Source organism: Pseudoxanthomonas sp. JBR18 (genome assembly GCF_028198165.1).
Classification (GTDB): domain Bacteria; phylum Pseudomonadota; class Gammaproteobacteria; order Xanthomonadales; family Xanthomonadaceae; genus Pseudoxanthomonas_A.
The window spans coordinates 1,733,251-1,753,374 of sequence record NZ_CP116339.1 but is presented as its reverse complement, the minus strand read 5'-3'; the positions used below and the strand labels follow the sequence as shown (position 1 = coordinate 1,753,374).

Below are 20,124 nucleotides of genomic sequence, written 5' to 3'. Positions count from 1 at the left end.
GACCACACGATGATGAAGTGGAGGGGGGCCGCACTGGCCGCGGCGTTGCTGGTGTCCGGCTGCGCCAAGGTGGAAGGCGAGAAGTTCGTGGGCCACTGGGTCAACGTGCAGACGCAGGACGAGACGATGGACATCGAGCGCAGCGGCGAGGCCTTCATGGTCCGCAGCACCACGCCGAAGTTCTTCAGCCGCAAGCCCAAGACCGACAGCTACCCGGCCATCTACAAGGACGGCGCGCTGCAGGTGAACAACGACGGCGAGACGGTGACCTTCGCCATCGACGAGGCCAACGGCCAGCTCAATACCGGCAGCGACCAGTACCGGCGCGTCGAGACCAGGTGACGTGCCAAGCTGCGCCCACAAAGGCGGGCGCAGCCGGCCGACCGGATAAGGGGTACGCTATGGCCCTCGCCTGGAATGCGGACGTGCTCCGCCGGCGCGGTCAGGGACCGTCAGACGCCATGGCGTACGCGCCATGCCGTAGACCTTAAGGAGAAGGAAGATCGCCATGCCACGCTTCACGCCTTGCGGCTGGACTGCATCGATCGCTTTGATCGCCATCGCCACACTGCCGCTTGCATCCTGCACCAATGCGGGCACGGCGCGTCGCGCGCCGACACAGGAAGCATCCATGAAATCAGGAGTTGGTCCCATGCTGGAAGAGATTTACGCGTCCCAGAAGCCTGTCCGGTTCGAGCAGCTGGATGTCAGCGACATCGTGCGCAGGCACTTTCCCGTCGGCACCGACAAGGCCGCCGTCATTGATGCGTTCGCAAAATCCTCCACCTCAAAGGTGGTCGAGGACACGGCGGACAAGCTGGTGGTACGCGACAACCATGGTCAGGCCATGCTGGACCCGGATGCGCGATCTGTCGTGATCACCTTCAATCTGGATACGAACGGCAAGGTGTCCGGAATCGAAGCACTGCACCTCAAAAACCAGTAGGGATCACGGAGCGCCTCATGGAAGAGAAGATCGAGGTTGGGTACCGCAATATCGGGTCACAGCTGGGCAAGGACTATCACCATAAGTTCCTGCTCTATACGGATAAGCAGGGTCACCAGCACACCATTAGCGGATGGACAGGGGATCCTCAGCCCGGCCTGCCCTATGGAAGGATGCACGTCGAAACCAACCTTCCTTACGACAGGACAAATCCCGACCATCCCGCCAATCCCAACGCGGTGGGCCAGAAGCAATATCGGGAAGGCATCGCGCATGGTCCGGACTTGTCCAAGACCTGGCAGCAGATGATCGCCAACGCCAGGAGCAAGGACGACAGATACCCTTACGACCCCCTGGAGCAGAACTCCAACACGCTGGCAGACAGCGTGCTGCGGGACGCAAAGCTTCCGGAGCCCAGGCAGGATGGATTCACTGGTCATTGGGCGCCCGCATCGGGTCGGCAGCTGGATGAGTCGATCAGACCGGTCTTGCCTGGACTCAGCAATTCTGGCCGCGTCTCCAGCGCAGGGCGCCCCGCCCAGGATGCCGAGCGCGAGGCCCAGCAGCGCAACGACCCGTATTTCAGGCAGGCCCTGGCAGGACTGGACAGGCTTGGCCCCGAAGCAGGCGTCTACACGAACCAGCAGGACAAGGAACGGATGGCGGGTGCGCTTGCGGTAGAAGCCAAACAGGGCCGTCTGCCGGGGATCCAGGACGTGGTCGCCAATCCGGCCAATGGCAACCTGTTTGCGGTCTGGAAGAATCCGGGGAATGGTCAGGACGTCATGCGCGTCCACGTCGACAAGGGCGATGCGATCAAGCAGCCCCTGGCCGACAATCTGCACAGGCTTGAGATCGCCAACCAGCAAGCCGTGCAGGCGCCCACCCAGGAGACCTCGCGCTCGATGGAGCAGCCCCAACACGGCGCGCTCGCTCGGTAAGTTCCTTTCCAGAGAAGCGGGTCAGCGTGCAGTTTCCACTGCTTGCAACAAAACCTGGCTGGCACCTTCGCCACCTAAAGGCGCGCCCGGCCCCGTTGTTGGCTGGCCCACTTGAATCAAGCCGACTTCAACAAATCGCTGACAGGCGACACGCCAAAGCACTTCTTGTATTCGCGACTGAACTGCGAGGCGCTGGCGTAGCCGGCCGCGAAGGCGATCGAGGTGACGTTGCCGGTGCCGGCAGCCAGCTGTTGGCGCGCATGCAGCAGGCGGATGTAGCGCTGGTAGGCCAGGGGCGCATGGCCGGTGATGGCCTTGAAATGGCGATGGAACGAGGTGACGCTCATGCCGATCTCCTCGGCCAGCTGCGCAATGTGCATGGGCTGGTCGGCGTGGGTCGCGATCCACTCTGCGGCCTTTCTGATCTGCCAGAAGCGCGGGCCATAGCCGCCCATCTCGCGTAGCTGGCTGCCCATCGGGCCTTGCAGCAGGCGATAGCAGAACTCCCGCTCGAACTGCGGCGCCAGGATGGCGATATCCGCGGGTGAATCCAGCAGCCCCAGCAGGCGGCCGAGGGGCTCCAGCACCCGCTGGTCGGCCTGCATGATGGTGATGGTGTCCGGCCGCTTGGCGGGCGGATCGGACATGTCGATCAGCAAGCCGGCAATGACGCTGGCATCGAGCCTGACCGCCAGGCCCAGGTACGGCTTGCTGGTCGAAGCGTCGACCACGCGACTGGAAAACGGCAGGCCGACCAGCGCGACCGCACACATGCCCGGACCAAACGCGTATTCCCGGTCGGCGAAGCTCAGCCGCTTGGCGCCCTGGGCGAGCAGGTAGAACGCCGGTTCGAACAGGCCTGGGATCGGCTTGCTGCGCGCGTGCGCCGACCAGATCGAAAGACCGGGCACGGCGGTGCGCGCGTCGCGCGTGCTGGCATGCCGGGACGCGATGGCAATCAGGGGTTCAAGCAGTGCGGCGGGGTCGCTCAAGGGCGGGTGTCCATGCGGGCGGAACATCGGATCATGTCGGCGACACGCGTCTGGCGGGGTGGTGGGACCCTTGCATCGACGCAAGCGGGCTGAATGCACGGGCCGCGGGCGGCAAGCGCCGATGGCCTGGGCCGCCTCACGCCGGATCCATGGCAGGCCGTCGCACCGACCGCGGCGACGCTAACCGGATTGGAAGGATCAGGCAAGACAATGGGTCTTGGAGGGCGGCCGTCCGCGCGGCGGCCGGGGATAGTGGATGCCTGTCTTCCTTGTCCGTGAGGTCTTGCATGTCCCGTCAACAAACCGCCCTGATCACCGGCGCCAACAAGGGCATCGGCCTGGCCGTTGCGCGTCAGCTGGGCGCCCTGGGCTACACCGTGTGGCTGGGCTGTCGTGATCACCAGCGCGGCCAGGCGGCCGCCGCCGACCTGAGCGGCGAGGGGCTCGACGCGCATGCGCTGGTATTGGACGTCACCGATGCCCACAGCGTGCAAGCCGCCAGCGCGCGCTTCCAGCAGGAGGCTGGCGCGCTGGATGTGCTGGTCAATAATGCCGGCATCAGCCTGGGCTCGCCGGTGCAGGCCAGCCAGGAGTCGCTGGATGACATGCGCACTATGTTCGAGGTCAATACCCTTGGCCCCATGCGCATGACCCAGGCCTTTCTGCCCTGCCTGCGCCAGGCCAAGGGCGCGCGCATCGTGATGGTGAGCAGCTCCCTTGGATCGATCGCGGAAACCAACGACCCGGCCGGCCTGTTCTGGGACGTGGGCTACGCCGGCTACAGTGCGTCCAAGAGCGCCCTGAACATGCTGACCGTGAAGCTGGCCAAGGAACTGCTGGCCGAAGGCATCAAGGTCAACGCGGTCAATCCGGGCTACACCGCGACCGATCTCAATGGACACGACGGCTTTCGCTCGGTCGAGGAGGCCGCCAGGGTCGTCGTCGAGCTGGCCCAGGCCAACCCGCTGGGGCCCACCGGCGGCTTTTTCCACGATGGTCACGCCACCCAGCATCGGCACGCCTGGTAGCCGGCCGTCCCATCAGGGACGGCCGCACGATACGGATACCCCTATCGCGCAGGCGGTGGCCGCTACTGCGCCAACGGCAGGATCTGTTCGGTCAGCAGGCGATATTGCGCATCGACCATGATCGGGTTGGGGTCGTGGCCGGTGCGGGGCAATAGCACGAAGGCCTTCTTCGGCGCCGACAGGCTGTCGAAGTAGGGCTTTGCAATGGCGGGCGAGGTCAGCAGGTCTTCCTCTCCCTGCAGCAGAAAGATCGGCACATCGAAGTCGGTGCCCAGGGCGGGCAGGTCCACGGTGGCGAACATGCCGTCGCCGTGCAGCCCGACAAACTGCAGGTAAGAATAGTCGTCGCCTGCGACGGCGTCGGCCTGCGCCTGCGCGGTCGCGTACAGCGGCGCCGGCGTCCACCACGCCTTGGGCGCGTCTTCCGTGTTCATCGCTTCGTACTTGCGGTCGATACGGCGCATGATGCCGAAGTTGTGCGGGTCCTTCCACGGCGGCGCGCCCAGCCGCTCAAGCTTGGCTACGCTTTCGGCATCGCCAGCGGCCCGTGCCAGGGTGAGCAGCCGTTGATAGGTGTCGGGCGGATTGGTCCTGTAGCTGACTATCTGCGACCAGCCCAGATACGCAGTGAACAGGTCCGGCCGTGCCTTGATCATGTGGATGGCGATAATCGAACTCCACGAGCCGCCCATCACGATGACCTTGCGCTGGCCCAGATGCCGGGTGAGGTAGGTGGCCACTTCGATCCCGTCATCGCGGATCTGCTGCAAGGTCAGCGGCGTTTCTTCCGAAGGCTTGTTCTTGCCGTAGGTCATGCCAGCGCCGCGCTGATCCCATTGCACCAGGGTGACATGCTTCTGCCAGCCGGCGTAGATGGTGTCGGCATACGGGCTCATCGGATTGCCGGGACCGCCATGCACAAGGAGTACGATCGGGTTGGCGCAGTCATCGCCCTTGATGGTGATCCATTGCGGAATGCCACCGATCTGGACAAAGCCCTGCTCGTTCACCGGCTGCCGGGGCGAGGTGCACGCGGACGCGCCGGCTTCCTGCGCTGACGGTCGCAGGTCATTGGCCCACGCACAGCCGGAAAAGGCCAGCGCCAGCAGCAGCACGGCAAAGACGTTCTTCAAAGTGGTTCCCCTGATCGTGGCGGCAGATGGACGTCCATCACCGCGTTTGCATCATTGCCGCCCGGCGCAATCCTTGGAAGGCCCAGAAGTCACGCGATGGCCACCGGGGACAACGCTCAGAGTGCAGCTCCTTTGCAAGGCGCGCCTGACCCACGCCACACCTTGACCTTCCCTACATCCCCCGCCGCGCATCCTCGCCGCCAGCACAACTGACGGAGTACATACGATGATGAAGTGGATGGGGGCCGCACTGGCCACGGCGTTGCTGGTGTCCGGCTGCGCCAAGGTGGAAGGCGAGAAGTTCGTGGGCCACTGGGTCAACGTGCAGACGCAGGACGAGACGATGGACATCGAGCGCAGCGGCGAGGCCTTCATGGTCCGCAGCACCACGCCGAAGTTCTTCAGCCGCAAGCCCAAGACCGACAGCTACCCGGCCATCTACAAGGACGGCGCGCTACAGGTGAACAACGACGGCGAGACGGTGACCTTCGCCATCGACGAGGCCAACGGCCAGCTCAATACCGGCAGCGACCAGTACCGGCGCGTGGAGACCAAGTAGGCGCCTGACGCTGGCACGACAAGGCCCGCGCTGCGGGCCTTTTTGTGCGCGCCTTGCGTGGAAGCCCGCGTGGAATGCCGCGTGACGCGCGCGCCGTCTACACAGCCGGGCGGATGGAATCAGGCCATCGCCTGGCTGGCCCAGGGCACGCGGTAGTCGGCGCGATGCGCGGTGGCGGCGATGCGCTGTGCGTTGGGCGCATCGGTCTGCGCGATCCACGCCTCGGCCTGGGCCTGGCTGCGCCCGTAGCGCATGTGCCGCGCCAGCAGCTGGCCATATTGCTGCTGGGCATCGACATCGACGAACCAGGCCTCGTCCAGCTGGGCGCGCACGCCGGCCCACGCGCCGTCTTCCATCAGCAGGTAGTTGCCCTCAGTGATGATCAGCGGGACGTCATGAGGGATGGGGATCTCGCTGGCGATGGGCTCCTCGATCTCCCGATGGAACGCAGGCGCGTAGATCACCTCGCCGGGCCGCTGCTGGCGGATGCGGCCCAGCAGGGCCACGTAGCCCGCGGCATCGAAAGTGTCCGGTGCGCCCTTGCGCGCGGCACGGCCCAGGCGCTGCAGCTCGGCGTTGGCCAGGTGGAAGCCATCCATCGGCACCACCATCGCCGATGCGCCCAACTGTTCGGCCAGTTGCGCGGCCAACGTGGACTTGCCCGCCCCTGGAAGCCCCGCGATACCCAGGATGCGGCGGCCGCCTTGGGCCAGCAGCGCGTTGGCGCGGGCGATGGCCTGGTCTGGAATCATCGGTGCCTCGAGACGATGGACTGGGGCGGACACCCTACGCGATCGGCGCGACGCACCGCTGCGCATCACTGCTTCGGATGGGCACTTGCCTGGGCCTGCCGGCGCAGGAGGCGCAGCACGCGCTGGACATTCACCTTGGCCAGCAGCTCGGTTTCGCCGCGCCCGCCGGTGACGCCGGCAAACTGCACCACCACCGCATCCAAGCCGGCGTCGTAACGGGCGATGCTCTGGTAGCCGGGCAGCCAGCCGTCGTGGCTGGTGTCGGAGACGCTGGCGTAGCGCGCCTGCTGGCGCGGAGTGAGCAGGCGGCCGTCGTTGAGCGCACGCACAAACACCCCGACATCCTGCGCGGTGGCGATCATCGCGCCGCCGGGCGTGTTGAAGTCCAGGGTCTTGAGGTCGTCCGGCACGCTGCGGTCGTGCCCGCTGGCCAGCGCGGCCGGGTCCACGTCGGCCAGCTGCCCGTAGGTATGGGTCAGCCCCAGCGGGGCGAGCAGGTGCTCGCGGATGTAGCGTCGGTGGCTGTGACCCAGCGCCTGGTCCAGGATCTTGCCGAGCAGCAGATAGTTGGTGTTGGAGTAGCGCTGCTCGGCACCCGGCGCGAAGTCGGCCGGCTGGTCCAGCACCAGGGCCAGGTTGTCGTCGGGATCGTGCTGGCGCTGGCCCCAGTCGAAGCCTTTGGCGTCGACGAAATTGGGGATGCCGCTGCGATGCTGCAGCAGCATGCGCACGGTGATGCGGTCGGCGTTGGCGATGTGCCCGGCCAGCTGCGGCAGGCGCTGGGCCACGGTGTCGTCCAGCGACATCCGGCCCTGGTCGACCAGCTTGACCGTTGCCGCGGCGATGTAGAGCTTGCTGATGCTGGCGATCTTGAACAGCGCATGCGGATCGGTGTGCTGGCCGGCCGCGACATAGGTGCGCGGCGGCTGGCCGGCCCGGTCCACGTAGACGACCAACCCTTCCAGGCCTGCGGCGCCAGCGTCATCGACCTGCTGCTGCACGGTATCCGGCAGCGGCTTGAGCCAGGCGAGGATGCCGGCCCAGGGCGGCAGCACCACCAGGCAGGCGAGTGCGACGAGCGGCATCACCACGCGCAGCACGCGCACCACCGGTCCTGCTTTGCGCTTCATGCAGTGTCGGCCTCCCCAGACCGCGTGTTTCGACACGGGGGGACTCTACACACGCTCGCTCGTTCACCCAAATCATCGGGCGACGGCGATCCGCGGACGCAAAGCGCACGTGTGCGCTCGACCTGCGCCGCTGGAATCGGTGTGCCTGTCGCGCGATCCAGAAGCGAGGCCGCGCGGCGCACAGATCGTCATGACACGCGGCCATGCTTGCGTTTGGCCTGCGTCAGACACGTTCGGCCGTGACGGGCGTCCTGCGTCGTGGGCGCTGCGGCCGCGCCGAGGCGATGACGCACCCGCACGCCGCCCGCTAGAAGAGCGCGCCCTGGACCGGCGTGGCCTCTACGATTGGCGCCTGGGCTTCCGCAGGCGCGCTGCTTGGCAAGCTGACGTGGTCCACGCCCAAGCGCCACGCCAGTCCGGACATGCGCACGGCGTGGCGGGCCAGGGCCTCGCGTAGCACCTGGGCGCTGCCGGCCACATGCAGGCGGGTGCGGGCACGGGTGATGGCGGTGTAGACCAGCTCGCGCGAGAGTACGCGGCTGTCACCGCGCGGCAGCTGCAGCCAGACCTCATCGAACTCGGACCCTTGCGCCTTGTGCACGGTCATGGCGAAGGCGCTTTCGTGCGCGGGCAACGCGGCCGGATGGAAGGCGCGCACCTGGCCGGAGGCCTCGCCGGCAAACCAGGCCAGCAGTGCGCCGCTGCCGTCCCGCAGACAGATGCCGATGTCGCCGTTGAACAGGCGATGGCGGTAGCTGTTCTCGGTGATCAGCAGCAGGCGGCCGTGGAAGTAGGCCGGCGCAGGGCCGGTGCGACGCCCGGAGAGCAATTCCTCGATACGGGCGTTGAGGCCGCGCGCACCCTGCGGGCCTTCGCGCACGGCGGTGAGCAGGCGCAGGCGCTGGGCCATGGCCAGGGCGGTGGCCGGTTCGGGCGCCTCGCTCAAGGCGCGCCAGTGCGCCAGCAGCGCCTCGCGACGGACCTCGAACGGGTCCAGCACGTCCTCGTGGAATTCCACCCCACGCAGGGTGCCGCCTCGCAGCAGTGATAAAGCGGTGTCGGCATCGCCTCCGCGCACGGCGTCGGCCAACGGGGACAGATCGAAGTCCGCATCCTGGCGATAGCCGCGCAGCAGCTGCACGCGGTGGCCGCGCAGGCCGCCGGTGTCGCCATCGACGGGCGTGGCGTCGCCGAGCAGCGGCTGCAGCGCGGCGGCGTCATCGGCGCGCAGGGCATGGCCAGGGCCTGCGGCGCTGAGGATGGCGGCCAGCACGTCGCCGGCCTCGACCGAGGGCAGCTGGTCGGCGTCGCCCAACAGGATGAGCTGGGTGCCGGCGGCCACGGCTTCGACCAGCTTGCACATCAGCGGCAGGTCGACCATGGAGGCCTCGTCCACCACCAACACATCCAGCGGCAACGGGTTGTCCGGCGTGTGGCGGAAGCTGGGACTGTCGGGGATGACGCCGAGCAGGCGATGCAAGGTGCTGGCGGACTCCGGCAGCGCGGCGCAGAGGCCGGCGTCCACGCCGCTGGCGACGATGGCCGTCACCGCACGGCGCAGGCTTTCGGCCATGCGCTCGGCGGCCCGACCGGTGGGCGCGGCCAGGGCGATGCGCGGCGGCGGCCGACCGAATGCCGCCGCCAGCGCGATGCGCAGCACCAGCAGCCGGGTGATGGTGGTGGTCTTGCCGGTGCCGGGGCCGCCGGTGACCAGCAGCAGCGTGCGGCGCAGGGCCAGGGCGGCGGCGCGCGCCTGGCGGTCTTCGCCCTGCGCCGCGTTGGGGAACAAGGCGTTGAAGACCTCGCGCACGGCGTTGAGGTCATCGGTGTGCGCAGGCTGGTCGGCGATGCGCTGCAGGCCGGCGGCCAGGCGCGACTCGTACTCGCGGTAGCGGCGCAGGTAGAGCAGGCCACGCTCGAAGGCGAGCGGCGCATCAGTGGCCGACGGCATGAGCGGATCGGCTGGCTGGGCGATCCATGGCGAGGCGCGAAGCTGGTCGGCCCATGCCTCGGCCTGCGGCCAGGCCATGTCCACATCGACCAGCAGGCGCGGACGCGCCGGATCGAAGCCGGCGTGGCCGTTGGCGACCGCCAGCGAAGCCAGCGCGGCGGCGGCCAGCACCTCGTCCGGTGTGTCCGGGCGAAGCCGGCGCAGGCTCTGCGCAAAGGCGTGGTCGAGCGTGCGCAGGTGGCCGCCGGCGAAGAGGGCGTTGAGGAGGCTCATGCCGCCTTCTCCACCGCCGCACCGGCAAACAGCGCGTCCAGTGCATGGATCAGTTCCGGTGCGAAGCGCTGCGCATGCACGCCAGGCGAATCGGCACGCGTCGCGTCCAGCCCGCGGCAGAACAGGTAGCGGATGCCACCGAAGTCGCGGTCATAGTCGTACCCGTCGCCCAGGCGGAAGCGCAGCCAGCGGTGCAGCGCCAGGGTGTAGATCAACGCCTGCAGGTCGTACTCGCTGTGTGCCATGGCCCGCTGCATCGCCGCGGCGTCGTAGGCCGGCAGGCGGTTGGACTTGTAATCCAGCACGTACCAGCGGCCGGCATGGGTGTAGGTGAGATCGATCAGGCCGGTCATCAGGCCTTCCAGCGTGCGGCGCAGGCCGAAGCCGTGGCGATCGCGCACCACGCCGTGCGCATGCAGCAACGCCAGCAGGGCCTCGATGGCGGTGGGCTGCAGGGCGAACTGGAATTCGATTTCCGCGCGGCGGGCCTCGGCCGGCACATCGCACAGGCGCACGCCTTCGGGCAGGGCCACGGTGAGCGTCTGGCCGATCAGCGTGGTGAGCACGGCGACACCGTCGTCCAGTTCGTCGGTGGCATAACCGCCGCCCTTCAGTGCGGTCTCGATGGTGCGGCGCTCGTCGGCGGGTGCGGCATCGCCGGGCTGCCAGTCGCGCCACTTGGCGAAGTCGCCTTCTTCCAACGCCTCGTGCAGCACCACGCCGAAGCGATTGCCGGCAAAGCGCGGGTCGAACACCTCGGCCGGCTGCGGCGTGGCATCACCGCCCTCGCCTTCCGGCTCGTCGCTGCCACCGGCCACGGCCACCGTGGCGCGCGTGGACAGGTCCGTCCCGCCACTGTCGGCGTTGGCCAGCTGGGTGAAGCTGTAGACCCACCAGTCCGGCGCGATGTGGCGGGTGACGGGCCGCGCGATGGGGGCATCGCCCTCGCTCAGCGGCGGCAGCCACGCCACGGTGCCCGGCTGGGCGCTGTCGCGCACGATGCCGGCGGTCTCGGGCAGGCCGTCGAGCATCGGCGCGAGCGCGGTCTGCTGCGCGTTGTAGAAGTCGCCGGTGGCGATCCACAGCGCGTGCTCGGCGCGGGTCAGGCCGACGTAGAGCAGACGCGCGTCCTCGGCACGCTGCGCCTCGATCCACAGCTGCCGTGCGGCGTCCCAGCCGAACAGCTCCGGCTGCAGCTTCCAGTGCAGGAAGCGCTGGCCGTCCTCGTCGGCGACCACGCAGGCGCGGCCGGGATCGGGCGCCTTGCCGCCGATGCCCACGAACGGCAGGAACACCAGCGGGTATTCCAGGCCCTTGGATTTGTGCAGGGTGACGATCTGCACGCGGCGTGCGTCGGACTCCAGCCGCAGCAGCTGGGTCTCGTCGTCGGGATCGGCCTGGGCGAGCTGCTGGCCCAGCCAGTCGACCAGGCCCTGCAGGCCCAGCGCGCGCGCATCGGCCTGCTGCAGCAGTTCGCCCAGCTGCAGGTAGTTGGTGAGGCGGCGCTCGCCATCGAGCAGGCCGAGCAGGCGCTCGGCGTTGTCGGCGCACAGGTCCGACACCAGGGCCAGCGGACCGCCGCGCTGCCAGCGCTCGCGCCAGGCCAGCGCCTTGCCCTGCCACTGCGCGTGGGTGGTGCCATCGCCTTCCAGCGCGGCGATGCCGGCGGCATCCACGCCCAGCAGCACGGTGGCCAGCGCCGCGCGCAGGCGGCCGTCATCAGCGGGATGCAGCAGGGCCAGCAGCAGGGTCAGCAGCTCGTGCGCCTCGGGCGTGGCGAACAGGCTTTGCTTGCCCGCCGCCACGGCCGGGATGCCGACCGCCGCCAGCGCCTGCTGGATGCGCGTGGCCTCGCCGTGCTTGCGCACCAGCACGGCGATGTCGCCCGGCTGCACCGGCCTGCCGTTGAGCGTCGCGGTGCCGGCGCGTGCGTCGCTGAGCACCTGATGGATGGCGACCACACAGGCCTGGGTGGCCAGTTCGCGCGCGCGCGCGGCGCTGTGCGGCTTGCGCTTGCCCTTGTCGTCGGGCTGCGGCGCAGGCGCCTGCCACAGCGTGAGCGCGGGCGCGTTGGCGCCGCGGCGCTGGTAATCCGCATCGGCGCGCTGGGTGCCGGGCAGCACGCGGTGGAAGCGGATCCTGTCGTCAAGGAAGGCGCGCTCGCCGGCCTGCGTGTACAGGGCCTCGATCGCGGCCAGCACGGCCGGGCGCGAGCGAAAATTGCGCTCCAGGGCCGGCGCGGCCTGCGCGTGCTTGGCGGCCTGCAGATAGGTCTGCACGTCGCCACCGCGGAAGCCGTAGATGGCCTGCTTGGGATCGCCGATCAGGAACAGCGCCGGGGTCAGCGATGCGTTGCGCGTGGCCTCCGAGTCGCAGAACACGGTGCGGAAGATGCCCCACTGCCGCGCATCGGTGTCCTGGAACTCGTCCACCAGCGCGACGGCGTACTGCGCGCGCAGGCGCTGGACCAGCGCGTCGGCGTACGGGCCCTTGAGCGCATCGGCCACGCCGTCGATCAGGTCGTCATAGGTCTGCACACGCAGCTGCTGCTTGCGCTGGACCAGGCGCGTGCGGGCCTGGTCGCGCAGGGCGTGCAGCAGGTGTGTCTTGGCCTCCTCCAGCCACTGCTGCGCCAAGCGATCTGCCTCAGCCCAAGCGTGCAGCGCATCGAAAAGCGGGGAGACCGGAACCTTGTGCCGCGTATCGTCCTTGCAGAATTCCAGCATTCTGGCCGGCAACAATTTATCCAGATGGTTCTTGTCGTCGAACTGCCAGGCTGCGAGTTCGCGCCCTGCCTGCAGTGTCTGAAAGGCCTTATCGAAACTCGGGCGGCGTGCGCGGCGGCCGTCGAATGCCTTGCCATCGAACGCACGGGCGATCGCCTCTTGTGCTTCTGGAAGATGCGCATCCATCGCGGCGATCAGCTCCCGCGCAGCAACCTCCACAAGGGGGCGGGGATTTTCAGACAGCTTGCATAGCGGCGGCAGCAGGTTGGGCTGGCGGATCAGCTCACCCAGATCGCGGGCCAGCGCATCCGGGCCCCCTGGCCACATCGACATCAGCAGCGGTGCCAGCGCTTCGTCGGCGGCCGTGCTGCGCCACAAGTCGGCTGCCAGCTCGGCGCGCAGAGCGCGGTCGTTGGCCAGCAGCTCGGGCGGGGCGAAGGTCTGGCCGCTTTCCAGCGCGTGTTCGCGCAGCACGCGCGCGCAGAAGCCGTGGATGGTGAAGATCGCGGCCAGGTCCATCTCGTCGGCGGCGGCTTGCAGGCGGCGCTTGAGCTGGCTGGGGGTTTCGTCGCCGGCCTGCAGGCGCGCCGCGATGATGGCGCGGCTCAGCGCGGCATCCGGTGCCTCGTCCGGCGTCGCCTGTCCCCGTGGGAGCCGCCATGGCGGCGAAGAGCTTTCCCCTGAAGCCGTCCCTTGAGGCTCGGCCAGCGCCGGGTCGACATCACTGTTGCCTGCAGGCCCCGTCGCCGCCATGGCGGCTCCCACGTCCTCGTCGGCGGTTTGCAGGCGGCGCTTGAGCTGGCTCGGGGTTTCGTCGCCGGCCTGCAGGTGCGCGGCGATGATGGCGCGGCTCAGCGCGGCATCCGGTGCCTCGTCTGGCGTCGCGTGGTCCCGTGGGAGCCGCCATGGCGGCGAGGAGCTTTCCCCTGAAGCCGTCCCTTGAGGCTCGGCCAGCGCCGGCTCGACGTCGCTGTTGCCTGCGGGCCCCGTCGCCGCCATGGCGGCTCCCACGTCGAGCGGGCCCTTGTCGGCGGTGTCCGGCACCAGCGAGGCGGCCAGCACCAGGCGCTCGCGGATGCGCTTGCGCAGCTCCTGGGTGGCCGCGTCGGTGAAGGTGACCGCCAGGATCTGGCCGATGCGCAGGCGCTGCTCGACCACCAGCCGGGTCACCAGGGTGGCCAGGGTGAAGGTCTTGCCGGTGCCGGCGCTGGCCTCGATGAGGTGGGTGCCGGTGAGGGGCAGTGCGAGGAAGGGATCGGCGGGCGTCATGCCTCGACCTCCGTGTCGGCATCCACGGCGAAGCGGTGGTCGTCATCGAAGTCTGCGTGGACCACGCCGCGCTCCACCGCGCTGAAGATCGCGAAGCTGGTATCGGCGAACTGGCGCAGCAGCGCGGCGTCGGCAAACGGATCACGGCCGCGCAGCGCGAGTCGATAGGCCTCGCCGGTGCCTTCGCCCCAGGAACGCTCGGTGCCGCGCCAGCGCGTTGCCGCGGCCTTGATGCCCTTGTCCGCATCGTCTGCGTTGAAGAATTCCCAGCCGCTGTAGGGGCCGAAGGGCAGCGGCGCCTGCAGGCCTCGCGCGCGTAGGGCGAGCAGGCCCTGCAGAGCGGTCCTGGCCTGGGCTTGCGGGATGGGCGCACGCACGAACGGGCCCACGCCGGTCTCGGCCTCGTGGAAGCGCACCAGCGGCAGGGCCAGGCCTGCGGCGTTGGCGGCCAGCCAGTCCAGCCCCTGGCGGATCGCGGCCGGGCCGTTCATGGCGCCCAGGCGCACATGGGCCAGGCCGGTGTCGTAGACGCCCTCCAGGCGACCGTGCAGGCGCAGGCCGTCGAGTTCGATGTCGATGGCCTGCGTGCGGCGTTCCGCACCCCCGGCCCAGCCAGCGAAGGCCTCGGCATACGGCCGCAGCTGCGCGACCAACGTGGCCAGCTGGCTGCGGCCCAGCGGTCCGGAGGGCAGCAGCGCGCGGGCGCGCAGCCGGTCGCACAACGCCGCGTCGTTCCCGGTCAGCAGCGCGTCGAACACCTGGTGCTGCAGCAGCGCCTTGTCCAGCCCGGCACCGGGGGTGAGCAGCGGCTCGACGTCCTGGCCCACCTCGTCCAGCTCGGGCAGGCGCAGGTCCAGGCGCTGGCGCAGGAACTGCGCGGCCGGGGCGGTGAAGAAGCGGCGCAGCGCCTCGAGCGGGAGGTCGCGTTCTTCCACATCACGCGCCGGCAGCGGCGCATCGAACCACGGCGCCAGCGGCGCACGCGCACCGCCCAGGCGCGCCGAGGCCGATTGCCACTGGCCGCGATAGCTGAAACGGCGCGGATCGCCCTCGGCGCCGAACGCGGCCGGGGCGAAGGGCTGCAGCGCGTGGCGCACGGTCAGGGCGGTGCGTGCGGCGGGCGCATCGACGTGCTGGTCCGCGGCCGCGCCGATCAGTTCGGTGACCAGCACCGAGGGCTCGCGCACGCTGCCATCGCGCGCATCGGCGCCCAGGTAGCTGACATAGAACACGTCCTGCGCCGAGGCGAACAATTGCAGGAACAGGAAGCGGTCGTCCTCGCGCGTGGAGCGATCGCCGTAGCGGCGCTTGTCGGTGCCCAGCTGCGCGGTGAGCTGGTTGAGGCCGGCGGCGGGGTCGCGGCGCGGGAAGTCTCCATCGTTCAAGCCCAGCAGGCAGATCACCCGGAACGGCAGCAGGCGCATCGGCACCATGCGCCCCACGCTCAGGCCGCCGGTGAGCAGCGGGGCGCGGGTGTCGGCCTCGGCCAGCACGCCAGCAAAATGCGCGCGCACGACCTCGGCAGGCACGCTGGCCTCGAAGCCCGCCTTGCCCGCCTCCTTGGCGAAGTCGTCGATCAGCTTGCGCAGGCGGTCCAGCGCGCGCTGCGTGGCCGGCGCGCTGGGGCTTTGCGGCAGCAGCGCGTCGAGCAGGCCGAGCAGGCGTTCGCGCCAGGCCGACGGCGAGAGCGCCTCGTTCAAGGCGCGTTGGTAGCGCGCGAGCACGCGCAGCAGGCGGACCAGGGCGTCCAGCGCGTCCAGGGCCCCGCCTTCCAGGGCATCGAACGGCGCCACCCCGGCGATGTCCTCGGTGCTGCCGCTGGCATGGCCGAGCAGCAGCCGGTCCAGCGCGAAGGTCCAGGTGTAGGCGTCGTCGGCCGGCGCGCCGTGCTGGGCGCGATGGGCGGCATCCACGCCCCAGCGCGCGCCGGCGGCCTGCAGCCAGCCGTGCAGGCGCTCGAACGCGGCCGCATCCAGCCCGGCGGCCTCGGCCAGCGGCGGGCTGGCCAGCAGGTCGAGGGTTTCGTTGAGGCCAAAGCGCGAGACCGGCAGGCCGAGCAGGCGCACGAACACCTCGGCCAGCGGCTCGCCGGCCAGCGGGCTGGTATCGGCCAGCGCGTAGGGAATGCGCGCGCCGGGCGCGTCCTGGCTGGCGCCGAAGACGGCTTCCAGGTACGGGATGTACGGGTCGATGTCCGGCGCCAGCACGGCGATCTGCCGCGCCTGCAGCGGCGGATCGAAGCGCGGGTCCTCCAGCAGGCCGCGCAGCTGGTCGTGCAGGACCTGCAATTCGCGCAGGCGGGTGTGGCAGGCGTGGACCTGCAGGCTGGGGTCGGTGCGGTCCAGCGCGGCCAGCGGCGCCGGCACGGCGGGGCGGCGGCGATGGAACAGGTCGCTCTGCATTCGCTTGAGCAGGCTGTCGCCCAGGCCGCCGGCGCGCAGCGGGCGTTGGCCGGTGGCCAGCGGATCGGCGTAGACATCGATCTCGGCGCTGGGGTGGACCACCTCGTAGCTGCCCAGCATCGCCATGAAGTCGCGCCCGGCCGCGCCCCAGGCCTGCAGCAGCGGGTTCTCGCCGCCGGTGGCGTCGAGCAGGCCGTCGATCACCCCGTCACCGTCACCGGCATCGGCACGCCGCCGCGGGCGCAGGGCCTGCAGGTCGCCCCAGTAACCTTGCGCGGGGGTGGGCAGGTAGAAGTGCAGCGTGCCCACGCGCGCCTGGGTGGCCAGCACGCGCAGCACGTCGGGCGAGACATTGAGCGTGGCGAAGGCGAACACGCGCCCGGGCAGGCCCTGCGGCAGCGCGCCGCGCTCGAACCGGTCCAGGTAGGCCTGGATGCGCCGCGCCCGATACGCGCTGCCGGCCGCGACGTGCCGCCACAGCACCGCCTGCGGATCGGCCGGGTCGGCGCCGGCCTCCCAGCGCAACAGCCAGTCGCGGCGCCAGGCCTGGTATTTCTCGAACACGCCGGCCAGCTCGCCGGCCAGGGCCCAGGGCTTGAGAACGTCGTCCCCATGCAGGTAGGCGGCCAGCTGGGCCAGGGCCGGATCGGCCAGCACCGCCGGGTCGGTCAGCGCCGCGTACAGGCGCCAGTGCAGGGTGGCTGCATCCAGCTCGTCCTGGGCCTTGCCGAGGACTGGCGCCGAGGCTTGTTCGGGGTTGGCTTCCAGCGCACGGGCGACGAACTCGCCAGGGGTGAGGAACTCCAGGTTGGCCGCCACGCCGTGCTCGGCGGCCAGCGTGGCCTGCAGCCAGCGGCGCATGGCCACCTGCGGGATCAGGATCACCTCGGGGGTGAGGATCGACTGTCCGGGCACGGGCTGGCGCAGTTCCGCGGCCAGCAGGCCGGCCAGCAGGTCGAGCGCGTTCGAAGGGTAGAGGCGGAAATCCGGTCGGGCGTCCTGCATCCGGGCATGATGCGGCATGCCCGTCGCGCCGCGCGAGACGCGCGCAACAGCGCGTCCCGCAGACCGTGACTTCCGCCCATCCCGGTCAACCGGTCCGATCTGTCACAATAAACGTACTGACCAGTGCGGTTTTATTCAGGGCGCGCCAACGAAGCTGCTTCGTCGTTTTGCTCACCTACCGTGGGCCGCCCCTACCTGCTCCCCAATGACCCAGTCCGACGACATCGCCATCCGTCTTGCCAATCTGCGCCTGGAGCGCGGCGGGCGCGCGATCCTGCGCGATGTCACGCTGTCGGCCCCGCGCGGCAGCGTCACCGCGGTGCTGGGGCCTTCGGGCAGCGGCAAGTCCACGCTGCTGGCCGCGCTGACCGGCGAGCTGGTGCCGGCCGCCGGCACGGTGGAACTGTTCGGCCAGCCGATCCCGCGCGGCACCCGCGCCCTGCGCGAGCTGCGCAAGAACGTCGGCGTGCTGCTGCAGGGCAATGGCCTGCTGACCGACCTGACCGTGGCCGAGAACGTCGCCCTGCCGCTGCGCGCACACACCCGGCTGCCGGAGGCGCTGATCGACCAGCTGGTGGACCTCAAGCTCAACGCGGTCGGCCTGCGCACGGCTGAGGGCCTGTACCCGCGCGAGCTGTCCGGCGGCATGGCCCGCCGCGTGGCCCTGGCCCGCGCCCTGGCCCTGGACCCGCCGCTGATGATCTACGACGAGCCGCTGACCGGGCTGGACCCGATCGCCTCGGGGGTCATCATGTCGCTGATCCGCCGGCTCAACGATTCGCTGGGGCTGACCAGCATCATCGTCAGCCACCACGTGCACGAGACCCTGCCGGTCTGCGATCAGGCGCTGGTGATCGCCAACGGCGGGCTGGTGTTCTCCGGAACGCCGGCGCAGCTGGAAGCCAGCGAGGATCCGCTGGTGGTGCAGTTCCTGCGCGGCGCGCCCGATGGCCCGATCCCCTTCGACAGCGCCGCCTCGGCGCGGGCCGCATAAGGGCATGTCCTGATGGCCTTCGCTACCTCCATCCGATCACTGGGTGCCGCCGGGCTGTTCTCGCTGTCGGTGCTGCGCGCCTCGGTGCCCACGCGCGACTTCTGGGCCGAGCTGACCCGCGAGATCTACAAGATCGGCGCGCGTTCGCTGCCGATCATCGTGGTCGGCGGCGCCTTCGTTGGCCTGGTGCTGACCCTGCAGGGCTACCGCACCCTGACCACCTTCGGCGCCTCCGATGCGTTGTCCACGTTGCTGGGCCTGTCGCTGTATCGCGAACTGGGCCCGGTGTTGACCGCGCTGCTTTTCATCGGCCGCGCCGGCAGCTCCATCGCCGCCGAGCTGGGCCTGATGCGCGCCACCGACCAGATCAAGGCGCTGGAGCTGATGGCCATCGACCCGATCGCCAAGGCCGTGGCGCCGCGGTTCTGGGCCGCGGTGCTGACCGTGCCGCTGCTGACCGGCTTCTTCTGCTCGCTGGCGATCAGCGCCAGCTGGTTCGAGGCGGTCAAGGTGCTGGGCCTGGACAACGGCACGTTCTGGTCGGCGCTGCAGGGCAGTGTGGATGCCTGGGACGATTTCGGCGTGGCCCTGCTCAAGTCGGCGGTGTTCGGCGGCGTGGCGGCGTTGGTCGCTTCCTATGTCGGCTTCCATGCCGAGCCGACCATCGAGGGCACCTCGGTGGCCACCACCCGCGCGGTGGTCAACGGCTCGCTGCTGGTGCTGATGCTCAATTTCGTCCTCTCGGCGCTGTTGTTCCAGTGATGCGCGCCTCCTGCCAACCGTCGCGGCGCACCACGCAGCGCGACCTGAAGACTCAAGAGTGAGATGACCATGGCCGCACGCGGACCACGACTCGAATTCGCCGTCGGTGCCTTCCTGCTGCTGGCGCTGGCCTCGCTGCTGGTGCTGGCGCTGGCCTCGACCAACCGTTCCTTCGGCTTCGGCGGTGGCGGCCATTACGAACTGAAGGCGCGCTTCACCAACCTGGGCCAGCTGCGCGTGCAGGCGCCGGTCAAGATCGGCGGGGTGGTGATCGGTCAGGTCAGCGACATCACCCTGGACCCGAAGCAGTTCGAGTCGGTGGTGACCCTGAGCATCGACGGCAAGTACAAGGACCTGCCGGGCGATACCTCGGCGGGCATCTTCACCAGCGGCCTGCTGGGCGAGAACTACATCGGCCTGTCGCCGGGCGGTGACCCGCAGCCGCTCAAGCCCGGCGACGAGATCGCCTTCACCCAACCGGCGGTGGATCTGCTGCAGCTGGTCGGCAAATACATGTTCAGCGGCGGTGGCAAGCCCGCCGGCAACGATTCGGACAGCGCGCCCGATGCGCCCGCCGCCCCCACGGGAGAGACCCCATGAAACGTTCGATGATGACCCTGGCCCTGGCCGCCGTCCTGGCCGCGACGGCCCCCACCGTGGCCCTGGCCGCACAGACCACCGCCGCCGCGCCCACGCAGGGCTCGGCCAGCGCCCTGGTGCTGAGCAACTCCACCCGCGTGCTGACCACGCTGGAGAACCGCCGGGCCGAGTTCAAGGCCAACCCGGCCGCGCTGAAGTCCTTCGTCAAGACCGAGTTCGACACCGCGTTCGACGGCAACTACGCCGCGCGGCTGGTGCTGGGCATCCACGGCCGTGGCGCCTCGGACGCGGAGGTCAATGACTTCGCCAACGCGCTGGCCGACAACCTGACCGCGCGCTACGGCCAGTCGCTGCTGGACTTCAACAGCCGCCTGCGCGTGCGGATCAAGTCCGAGACCCCGCTGCCGGGCAACCGCGGCGTGCGCGTGTCCAGCGAGATGCTGCGCGAGACCGGCGACCCGGTGCCGGTGGACTACCTGCTGCACCAGGTCAACGGCCAGTGGAAGATCTTCGACGTGATGGTCGAGGGCATCTCCTACGTGCAGACCTTCAAGAACCAGTTCGACGCCCCGCTGCGGCAGAAGTCCATCCAGCAGGTGACCGCCGATCTGCGCGCCGGGCGCCTGCAGGCCGCTGGCAGCAACGGCGGCCGTTGATCCGC

At 69.6% G+C, this 20,124-nt stretch carries 16 protein-coding genes; 9 read left to right on the top strand and 7 right to left on the bottom strand.

The genetic code is table 11. From position 1 onward, the window contains the following. The first annotated feature begins 9 nt into the window (after nt 1–9). The 3 genes from PJ250_RS07975 (at nt 10) to PJ250_RS07965 (ending at nt 1,887) form a co-directional block, all read left to right on the top strand. Nucleotides 10–342 carry a hypothetical protein gene (locus tag PJ250_RS07975; RefSeq protein WP_271648052.1) on the top strand — a complete coding sequence of 111 codons (333 nt, stop codon included), beginning with the start codon at nt 10–12 and terminating at the stop codon, nt 340–342. A 166-nt stretch (nt 343–508) separates the two neighbouring features. Then, nucleotides 509–946 (top strand): DUF6393 family protein, encoded by a 438-nt coding sequence (locus PJ250_RS07970; protein WP_271648051.1) that lies wholly within the window; start codon nt 509–511, stop codon nt 944–946. Nucleotides 947–963: 17 nt separating this feature from the next. Beyond that, the gene (locus tag PJ250_RS07965) at nt 964–1,887 is read left to right on the top strand and encodes an XVIPCD domain-containing protein (protein ID WP_271648050.1); all 924 of its coding nucleotides are present in this window, start codon (nt 964–966) and stop codon (nt 1,885–1,887) included. 116 nt (nt 1,888–2,003) lie between these two features. On the opposite strand, the gene PJ250_RS07960 is transcribed toward PJ250_RS07965, so the two are convergent. Continuing rightward, nucleotides 2,004–2,879, bottom strand: coding sequence for an AraC family transcriptional regulator (locus tag PJ250_RS07960; RefSeq protein WP_271648049.1), 876 nt, complete (start codon nt 2,877–2,879; stop codon nt 2,004–2,006). A 287-nt stretch (nt 2,880–3,166) separates the two neighbouring features. Here PJ250_RS07960 and PJ250_RS07955 point away from each other — a divergent pair, with 287 nt between their 5' ends. Further along, nucleotides 3,167–3,907 (top strand): SDR family oxidoreductase, encoded by a 741-nt coding sequence (locus PJ250_RS07955; RefSeq protein WP_271648048.1) that lies wholly within the window; start codon nt 3,167–3,169, stop codon nt 3,905–3,907. A gap of 62 nt (nt 3,908–3,969) precedes the next feature. Here PJ250_RS07955 and PJ250_RS07950 read toward each other — a convergent pair whose 3' ends face one another. Continuing rightward, on the bottom strand, nt 3,970–5,040 hold the full coding sequence (locus PJ250_RS07950; protein ID WP_271648047.1) for an alpha/beta hydrolase: 1,071 nt from the start codon (nt 5,038–5,040) through the stop codon (nt 3,970–3,972). 226 nt (nt 5,041–5,266) lie between these two features. Here PJ250_RS07950 and PJ250_RS07945 point away from each other — a divergent pair, with 226 nt between their 5' ends. Beyond that, entirely contained in the window at nt 5,267–5,599 is a 333-nt protein-coding gene (locus tag PJ250_RS07945; protein ID WP_271648046.1) for a hypothetical protein, read from the top strand. A 119-nt stretch (nt 5,600–5,718) separates the two neighbouring features. On the opposite strand, the gene PJ250_RS07940 is transcribed toward PJ250_RS07945, so the two are convergent. The 5 genes from PJ250_RS07940 to recC all read right to left on the bottom strand — a co-directional run bounded on the left by PJ250_RS07940 (nt 5,719) and on the right by recC (nt 17,107). Then, the gene (locus tag PJ250_RS07940; RefSeq protein WP_271648045.1) at nt 5,719–6,351 is read right to left on the bottom strand and encodes a nucleoside/nucleotide kinase family protein; all 633 of its coding nucleotides are present in this window, start codon (nt 6,349–6,351) and stop codon (nt 5,719–5,721) included. Nucleotides 6,352–6,416: 65 nt separating this feature from the next. Continuing rightward, nucleotides 6,417–7,481, bottom strand: a complete 1,065-nt coding sequence (locus tag PJ250_RS07935; protein WP_271648044.1) for a serine hydrolase domain-containing protein — start codon at nt 7,479–7,481, stop codon at nt 6,417–6,419. Nucleotides 7,482–7,788: 307 nt separating this feature from the next. Next, complete coding sequence (gene recD / locus PJ250_RS07930; RefSeq protein ID WP_271648043.1) at nt 7,789–9,705, bottom strand: exodeoxyribonuclease V subunit alpha; 1,917 nt, start codon at nt 9,703–9,705, stop codon at nt 7,789–7,791. Beyond that, on the bottom strand, nt 9,702–13,700 hold the full coding sequence (locus tag PJ250_RS07925; RefSeq protein ID WP_271648042.1) for a UvrD-helicase domain-containing protein: 3,999 nt from the start codon (nt 13,698–13,700) through the stop codon (nt 9,702–9,704). The genes recD and PJ250_RS07925 overlap by 4 nt, the downstream gene beginning before the upstream one ends. Then, nucleotides 13,697–17,107: an exodeoxyribonuclease V subunit gamma gene (gene recC / locus PJ250_RS07920; protein ID WP_271648041.1), complete on the bottom strand. Its 3,411-nt coding sequence runs from the start codon at nt 17,105–17,107 to the stop codon at nt 13,697–13,699. The genes PJ250_RS07925 and recC overlap by 4 nt, the downstream gene beginning before the upstream one ends. Nucleotides 17,108–17,312: 205 nt before the next feature. On the opposite strand from recC, the gene PJ250_RS07915 reads away from it, so the two are divergent. The 4 genes from PJ250_RS07915 to PJ250_RS07900 all read left to right on the top strand — a co-directional run bounded on the left by PJ250_RS07915 (nt 17,313) and on the right by PJ250_RS07900 (nt 20,119). Beyond that, the gene (locus PJ250_RS07915; RefSeq protein ID WP_271648040.1) at nt 17,313–18,101 is read left to right on the top strand and encodes an ABC transporter ATP-binding protein; all 789 of its coding nucleotides are present in this window, start codon (nt 17,313–17,315) and stop codon (nt 18,099–18,101) included. A gap of 12 nt (nt 18,102–18,113) precedes the next feature. Next, the gene (locus PJ250_RS07910) at nt 18,114–18,863 is read left to right on the top strand and encodes an MlaE family lipid ABC transporter permease subunit (protein ID WP_271648039.1); all 750 of its coding nucleotides are present in this window, start codon (nt 18,114–18,116) and stop codon (nt 18,861–18,863) included. 69 nt (nt 18,864–18,932) lie between these two features. Beyond that, the gene (gene mlaD, locus PJ250_RS07905; RefSeq protein WP_271648038.1) at nt 18,933–19,463 is read left to right on the top strand and encodes an outer membrane lipid asymmetry maintenance protein MlaD; all 531 of its coding nucleotides are present in this window, start codon (nt 18,933–18,935) and stop codon (nt 19,461–19,463) included. After that, nucleotides 19,460–20,119, top strand: coding sequence for an MlaC/ttg2D family ABC transporter substrate-binding protein (locus PJ250_RS07900; protein WP_271648037.1), 660 nt, complete (start codon nt 19,460–19,462; stop codon nt 20,117–20,119). The genes mlaD and PJ250_RS07900 overlap by 4 nt, the downstream gene beginning before the upstream one ends. The last annotated feature ends 5 nt before the right edge of the window (nt 20,120–20,124 follow it).

Excerpts from the sequence above, each read along its gene's own strand:
- recD (WP_271648043.1), bottom strand. The coding sequence starts at position 9,705 with ATGAGCCTCCTCAACGCCCTCTTCGCCGGCGGCCACCTGCGCACGCTC.
- PJ250_RS07955 (WP_271648048.1), top strand. The coding sequence starts at position 3,167 with ATGTCCCGTCAACAAACCGCCCTGATCACCGGCGCCAACAAGGGCATC.
- PJ250_RS07965 (WP_271648050.1), top strand. The coding sequence starts at position 964 with ATGGAAGAGAAGATCGAGGTTGGGTACCGCAATATCGGGTCACAGCTG.
- mlaD (WP_271648038.1), top strand. The coding sequence starts at position 18,933 with ATGGCCGCACGCGGACCACGACTCGAATTCGCCGTCGGTGCCTTCCTG.
- PJ250_RS07970 (WP_271648051.1), top strand. The coding sequence starts at position 509 with ATGCCACGCTTCACGCCTTGCGGCTGGACTGCATCGATCGCTTTGATC.
- PJ250_RS07910 (WP_271648039.1), top strand. The coding sequence starts at position 18,114 with ATGGCCTTCGCTACCTCCATCCGATCACTGGGTGCCGCCGGGCTGTTC.
- PJ250_RS07935 (WP_271648044.1), bottom strand. The coding sequence starts at position 7,481 with ATGAAGCGCAAAGCAGGACCGGTGGTGCGCGTGCTGCGCGTGGTGATG.
- PJ250_RS07915 (WP_271648040.1), top strand. The coding sequence starts at position 17,313 with ATGACCCAGTCCGACGACATCGCCATCCGTCTTGCCAATCTGCGCCTG.
- PJ250_RS07925 (WP_271648042.1), bottom strand. The coding sequence starts at position 13,700 with ATGACGCCCGCCGATCCCTTCCTCGCACTGCCCCTCACCGGCACCCAC.
- PJ250_RS07900 (WP_271648037.1), top strand. The coding sequence starts at position 19,460 with ATGAAACGTTCGATGATGACCCTGGCCCTGGCCGCCGTCCTGGCCGCG.
- recC (WP_271648041.1), bottom strand. The coding sequence starts at position 17,107 with ATGCAGGACGCCCGACCGGATTTCCGCCTCTACCCTTCGAACGCGCTC.
- PJ250_RS07945 (WP_271648046.1), top strand. The coding sequence starts at position 5,267 with ATGATGAAGTGGATGGGGGCCGCACTGGCCACGGCGTTGCTGGTGTCC.
- PJ250_RS07975 (WP_271648052.1), top strand. The coding sequence starts at position 10 with ATGATGAAGTGGAGGGGGGCCGCACTGGCCGCGGCGTTGCTGGTGTCC.
- PJ250_RS07940 (WP_271648045.1), bottom strand. The coding sequence starts at position 6,351 with ATGATTCCAGACCAGGCCATCGCCCGCGCCAACGCGCTGCTGGCCCAA.